10 protein-coding genes and 1 pseudogene are annotated in these 4,918 nt (G+C 70.7%); all 11 read left to right on the top strand.

Annotated elements, in window-relative coordinates:
• On the top strand, positions 1-189 hold a 189-nt coding region (locus tag VNL12_RS16095), incomplete at its 5' end, for a hypothetical protein (RefSeq protein ID WP_325595959.1).
• Positions 190-215: 26 nt separating this feature from the next.
• The gene (locus VNL12_RS16100) at positions 216-398 is read left to right on the top strand and encodes a DUF1059 domain-containing protein (protein ID WP_325595960.1); all 183 of its coding nucleotides are present in this window, start codon (positions 216-218) and stop codon (positions 396-398) included.
• A 101-nt stretch (positions 399-499) separates the two neighbouring features.
• Positions 500-754: a hypothetical protein gene (locus tag VNL12_RS16105; RefSeq protein WP_325595961.1), complete on the top strand. Its 255-nt coding sequence runs from the start codon at positions 500-502 to the stop codon at positions 752-754.
• The gene (locus tag VNL12_RS16110; protein WP_325595962.1) at positions 751-1,020 is read left to right on the top strand and encodes a hypothetical protein; all 270 of its coding nucleotides are present in this window, start codon (positions 751-753) and stop codon (positions 1,018-1,020) included. Before VNL12_RS16105 ends, VNL12_RS16110 begins: the two co-directional genes overlap by 4 nt.
• A 1-nt stretch (position 1,021) precedes the next feature.
• On the top strand, positions 1,022-1,432 hold the full coding sequence (locus VNL12_RS16115) for a hypothetical protein (RefSeq protein ID WP_325595963.1): 411 nt from the start codon (positions 1,022-1,024) through the stop codon (positions 1,430-1,432).
• Complete coding sequence (locus VNL12_RS16120; RefSeq protein WP_325595964.1) at positions 1,425-1,826, top strand: hypothetical protein; 402 nt, start codon at positions 1,425-1,427, stop codon at positions 1,824-1,826. Before VNL12_RS16115 ends, VNL12_RS16120 begins: the two co-directional genes overlap by 8 nt.
• 29 nt (positions 1,827-1,855) lie before the next feature.
• The gene (locus VNL12_RS16125; RefSeq protein ID WP_325595965.1) at positions 1,856-2,185 is read left to right on the top strand and encodes a helix-turn-helix transcriptional regulator; all 330 of its coding nucleotides are present in this window, start codon (positions 1,856-1,858) and stop codon (positions 2,183-2,185) included.
• A gap of 10 nt (positions 2,186-2,195) precedes the next feature.
• Positions 2,196-2,981 (top strand): AAA family ATPase, encoded by a 786-nt coding sequence (locus VNL12_RS16130; RefSeq protein WP_325595966.1) that lies wholly within the window; start codon positions 2,196-2,198, stop codon positions 2,979-2,981.
• Complete coding sequence (locus VNL12_RS16135; protein WP_325595967.1) at positions 2,981-3,259, top strand: HypC/HybG/HupF family hydrogenase formation chaperone; 279 nt, start codon at positions 2,981-2,983, stop codon at positions 3,257-3,259. Before VNL12_RS16130 ends, VNL12_RS16135 begins: the two co-directional genes overlap by 1 nt.
• Positions 3,256-4,494, top strand: coding sequence for a hydrogenase formation protein HypD (gene hypD / locus VNL12_RS16140; protein ID WP_325595968.1), 1,239 nt, complete (start codon positions 3,256-3,258; stop codon positions 4,492-4,494). The genes VNL12_RS16135 and hypD overlap by 4 nt, the downstream gene beginning before the upstream one ends.
• Positions 4,491-4,918 (top strand): annotated as a pseudogene (locus tag VNL12_RS16145) (hypothetical protein); the annotation flags it as partial. The gene hypD and the pseudogene VNL12_RS16145, both read left to right, overlap by 4 nt.

Below are 4,918 nucleotides of genomic sequence, written 5' to 3' on the forward strand. Positions count from 1 at the left end.
CTGATCCTGCGCCGCGCCGTCGACACCTTGGGGAAGGTCACCTTCGGGGTCCGGGCCATCGCCCTGCGGACCGAGCCGATCGGTCCCGTGATCGCGGATGTCAACGCCAACCTCACTGCCGTGGCCGACGCCCTGGAGGGCCTCGTGGCGTCGGTCGGCGAGCCGCAGCCCGACGCTGCGGTGTCCTGAGCCAGCGATCAGGAGAGGCGATCGTCATGGGAGTCCAGTTCCGTTGTGAAGACGTCGGCGTCGCGTGCAGCGCGGTCACCGATGCGGGCAGCCCCGAGGAGCTGCTGGGCAAGGTCCAGGACCATGCCCGGTCCGCCCACGGCGTCGAGCTCAACCAGACGTTGATCGACTATGCCCTCACCCAGGTCCGCCAGACCCCTGGCCGCTGAGGGCTTCGAGGCCTGCCCCTGTGGTCGACGTCACCCCGTTCTAGATGTAGGGTGCACCTAGGCGGTCAGGTCAGCAGATGTCTCCCTGAGGAGGTCCGGCTGTGAACGGATGGGTGTTGGGTTGGATCATCGGCTCCGCCGTGGTGGTGGTCGTCGTGGTCCTGCTGGCGTTGATGATCCGTGGCGCGGCCCGGGCCGCGGCCAAGGTCGAGGCCATCCTCGCGGCGCTGCGCGATGCCCAGGGCAACACCGCCGCCCTCTGGGAGGTGGCGACGACGAACGAGGCCGCGACCCGCATCGTCGAAGCGGCCACCGCCGCTCGCGAGCACCTGGCGGCCAAGGGGGCGAGCCGATGAGCACCAACGGCTACTGGGCCGTCAGCCTGGTCCTCGGTTTGGTGGTCTGCCTCGTCGCCGTCGCCTTGCTCGAGGTCTTCTACCGCCACGTGCGTCGCATCGAGCGGGGAGCCGACGCGGTGTGGGTGACCGGCCAGGCCGTGGCCCGCAACACGGCCACCACCTGGATGTTGGGCCAGACCTCAACGCGGCTCGGCCTCCTCACCGAGGAGGCCCTCCGCCACGACGAGCTCCTCCGGGGCGCGACGGGCCGGGAGGTGAGCTGACGTGCGCACCTTGCTGATCTTGTTGACCGTCGTCGAGATCGTGCTGCTCCTCGGCGCGCTGGCCTTCTACCTCAATCGGATCGGCGCATCGCTACGGCGGACCTCGAGCCTCCTGGCCAAGGTCGGTTTCGGCGTCCGGGCCATCGAGAGCCATTGTGCGCCGATCGGGCCGGTGGTCACCACGATCAACGGACAGCTCGCCACCATCTCCGGCGCCCTCGAAGGCGTCGCCGAGCTCGCGACGCGGGCGGGTGACGGTGCTGGTGTCGCCGGAGCCGGAGCCGGTGCTGGTGCTGGTGCTGGGGCCGTCACCGGGGCCGGTGCTGGTTCCGTCGACGGTCGCGGTGCGACGCCCGGTGTGACGCCGGGAGCGCAGCAGGGGCCCGATGCCTGGGGAAGCCCCGATGTCTGAGGTCCAGCCCAAGTCCGAGGCGCTGCGCCAGATGTTCTGGCGCAGCGAGATCCTCCAGGTCATGTACTGGCTGCGGGGCGAGGGTTTCGGCGACCTCGTCGACGCGCCGCTCATCGAGCGGTTCCTCGGCGTCGAGGCCCACATCGGCGTCACCTACCTCGACCGCCTCGTCGACGACGGCGACGTCACCCGCGACGGCGAATGGTATGCCCTGTCCGCCCGTGGCCTCGAGGAGGGGGCGCTCGAGTTCGCCAGCGCCTTCGAGGCGCTGACCCGGCCCAGTCACGGCGAGTGCAGCGACGACTGCTGGTGCCACGCGTCGGTCGACGAGGCCGAGGCGTGCGCGTCCCAACGGAACGGCCCGCACCATCACGATCACGGCGACGAGTGGTGAGGCCGCCGGCCACCAGCCTCGAGTGGGGCATGCCGAGGTCCTACATGCGGACCTGTCTGCTGCTGCTGCTGCTCGAGGGGCCGTCCCACGGCTACGAGCTCCTCCAGGAGGTGCGGCTCCTGGGCCTCGACAGCGCCGATGCCGGCGGCGTCTACCGCTCGCTCCGGGCGATGGCTCACGACGAGCTGGTCACCGCGTGGTGGGAGCCCTCGGAGCTGGGACCGGCGCGCCGGACCTACCTCCTCACCGACGCCGGTCGCGAGGCCCTCGACGTCGCGGTGGAGACGGCGCAGCGGACCGCACGTCAGCTCGACGCCCTCATCGACCGGTTCGACGACGTGACCGGCCGGCCCACGTGAGCAGGCCACGGTGAGGGCCGCGTTCGCCGGCAAGGGCGGGGCGGGCAAGACGACGACGGTCGCTACCCTGGCCCGGTTGCTGGCCCGTCGGGGCGCACCGGTCGTCGCCGTCGATGCCGACAGCAACCCCAACCTCGCTGTCGCCCTCGGGGTGGAGCGGACCGTCGCGGCCGAGATCGTCGCGCTGCCGACGGAGCTCGTGTCCCGGCGGCCCGACGGCCCTCGCCTCCGTACGCCCCTCGAGGCCGTTCTCGCCGATCACGCCACCGAAGGGCCCGACGAGGTGCGCCTCGTGGCCATGGGCCAGCCCGACCACGCCGATTCCGGCTGCCTCTGTGGCGCCCATGCCGTCGTCAGCGCGCTGCTCGCCGACCTCGGTGAGCGTTCCGACACCTTCACCCTCATGGACCTCGAGGCCTCGCCCGAACACCTCAGCCGCGGCACCGCCCGCCACGCCGATCTCCTCGTGCTGGTGGCCGAGCCGTACTACCGCTCTCTCGAGAGCGTTCGGCGGATGGCGGCTCTCGCCGCCGAGCTGCCGATCGCCCGGGTCGTGGTGGTCGCCAACAAGGTGCGGTCACCGGACGACGCCGAAGCCATCGGTGCCTTCTGCGCCAACCACGGGCTCCCCGTGGTGGCCGAGGTCCCGTGGAGCGCAGAGGTCCTCGACGCCGACGCGGCCGGCATCCCGCTGCTCGATGCGGCGCCGGACGGGGCGGTGGTGACGGCGATCGCCGGCCTCGCCGACCACCTCGCCGGGATCACGACTCCACTGACGAACACAGGATCGCGCTGATGTGCCTCGGCATCCCCGGAAAGATCATCGAGCTGCGGACCACATCAGAGCACCTGGCGGTGGCCGACGTGGGTGGCGTGCGGCGGGAGATCAACATCGGCCTGGTGGCCGATGACGACGGTGGACTCTCCGTCGGCGAGTGGGTGTTGATCCACGTGGGCTTCGCCATGGCCGTCATCGACGAGGACGAGGCCCACCGCACCATCGAGTTCCTGCGCGAGCTGGGCTCCCTCTACGACGAGGAGATCGACCAGCTCCGCGAGGGCGAGGTCCGGTGAGGTTCGTCGATGAGTACCGCGACCCCGTCGCCGCCCGACGAGCACTGAGCGAGATCCGCACCCTGGCGGGCGAGCGGTCAGTCAAGTTCATGGAGGTGTGCGGCGGCCACACCCACACCATCTACAAGCACGGCATCGAGCAGATCCTGCCCGCCAACGTCGAGCTGGTCCACGGACCGGGCTGCCCGGTCTGCGTGATCCCCATGGGCCGGGTCGATGACGCCATCGCCGTGGCCGAGACCCCGGGTGTGATCTTCACGACCTTCGGCGACATGATGCGGGTCCCAGGAGGCGACGGGAACCTGCTCCAGGCCAAGGCCCGGGGTGCCGATGTGCGCATGGTCTACTCACCTCTCGACGCGTTGGCCATCGCCCGGGACAACCCCGAGCGGCAGGTGGTGTTCTTCGCCGTGGGCTTCGAGACCACCGCGCCGTCCACGGCGATCACCGTGCTCAGAGCCCGCGATGCCGGCATCACCAACTTCAGCGTCTTCTGCAATCACGTCACCATCGTCCCGCCCCTCAAGGCCATCCTCGACTCGCCCGACCTGCGCCTCGACGGCTTCATCGGCCCCGGTCACGTCAGCACCGTCGTCGGGAACCGCCCGTACCGGTTCGTGCCCGAGCGCTACGGCAAGCCGTTGGTGACCGCAGGCTTCGAGCCGCTCGATGTCCTCTCGGCGGTGGTGATGCTGCTCCGCCAGCTCGCCGACGGCCGGTGCGAGGTGGAGAACCAGTACTCCCGGGTGGTGCGCGACGAGGGCAACCCTCGTGCGTTGGCCGTGTTGGCCGAGGTCTTCGAGCTGCGCCCGCACTTCGAGTGGCGGGGCCTGGGGTTCATCGCCCAGAGCGCCCTCAAGCTCCGGGCAGGGCTGGCGCTGTGGGACGCCGAGGACCGGTTCGACATCCCCGGGGTGCGGGTGGCCGATCCCAAGGCCTGCCAGTGCGGCGAGGTGCTCAAAGGCGTCATCAAGCCGTGGGAGTGCAAGGTCTTCGGCACCGCCTGCACGCCCGAGACACCGATCGGGACGTGCATGGTCTCGAGCGAGGGGGCGTGCGCGGCCTACTACAACTACGGCCGCCTGGCCCGCACACCGGTGGTGCTCTCCCCGTCACCGGTCGGTCCGACGCCCGTCGGTGCCGCTGGTTCCCCCGGCCCGGTGACGTCCGACACCGCGGAGATGGCTGTGTGTAGGGTGCACCTAGCGGCTCGATCCCGAGGGGACGACAGATGACGATCAGCGCACGCGACAAAGTACCGGCGGCGCGGCTCCTGGAGGCGCTCGGTCCCATCGACCGGTTCCACGACCCCGAGGAGCTGGGCGACTTCGGCATGCCCAGCCGGGCGTTCCTGGAGGACATGCTCGGCCCGCCGGTCACCGTCGCGCACGCCCAGCACCGCTTCGGCCCGCTCGAGAAGGTCCACGCCTTCTGGTTTGCGGGGATGAGCTGCGACGGGTGCACGGTGTCGGTCACCGGTGCCACCGCGCCGAGCATCGAGCAGCTGCTGATGGGCGCCCACCCCGGCATCCCGCGCGTCGTGCTCCACCACCCGGTGGTCAACATGGAGTCCGGGCCCAACTACCTGCGGGCCCACGAGCTGGCCCTGCGGGGCGAGCTCGACGGTCCCTACGTCATCATCCTCGAGGGCTCGGCCGC

Origin of the sequence: Iamia sp., from assembly GCF_035575815.1 — a bacterium.
Lineage (GTDB): Bacteria > Actinomycetota > Acidimicrobiia > Acidimicrobiales > Iamiaceae > Iamia.

What these genes read in the sequence shown, in the direction of transcription:
- VNL12_RS16100 (WP_325595960.1), top strand. Translation starts at nt 216, where the DNA reads ATGGGAGTCCAGTTCCGTTGTGAAGACGTCGGCGTCGCGTGCAGCGCG.
- VNL12_RS16110 (WP_325595962.1), top strand. Translation starts at nt 751, where the DNA reads ATGAGCACCAACGGCTACTGGGCCGTCAGCCTGGTCCTCGGTTTGGTG.
- VNL12_RS16120 (WP_325595964.1), top strand. Translation starts at nt 1,425, where the DNA reads ATGTCTGAGGTCCAGCCCAAGTCCGAGGCGCTGCGCCAGATGTTCTGG.
- VNL12_RS16125 (WP_325595965.1), top strand. Translation starts at nt 1,856, where the DNA reads ATGCCGAGGTCCTACATGCGGACCTGTCTGCTGCTGCTGCTGCTCGAG.
- VNL12_RS16135 (WP_325595967.1), top strand. Translation starts at nt 2,981, where the DNA reads ATGTGCCTCGGCATCCCCGGAAAGATCATCGAGCTGCGGACCACATCA.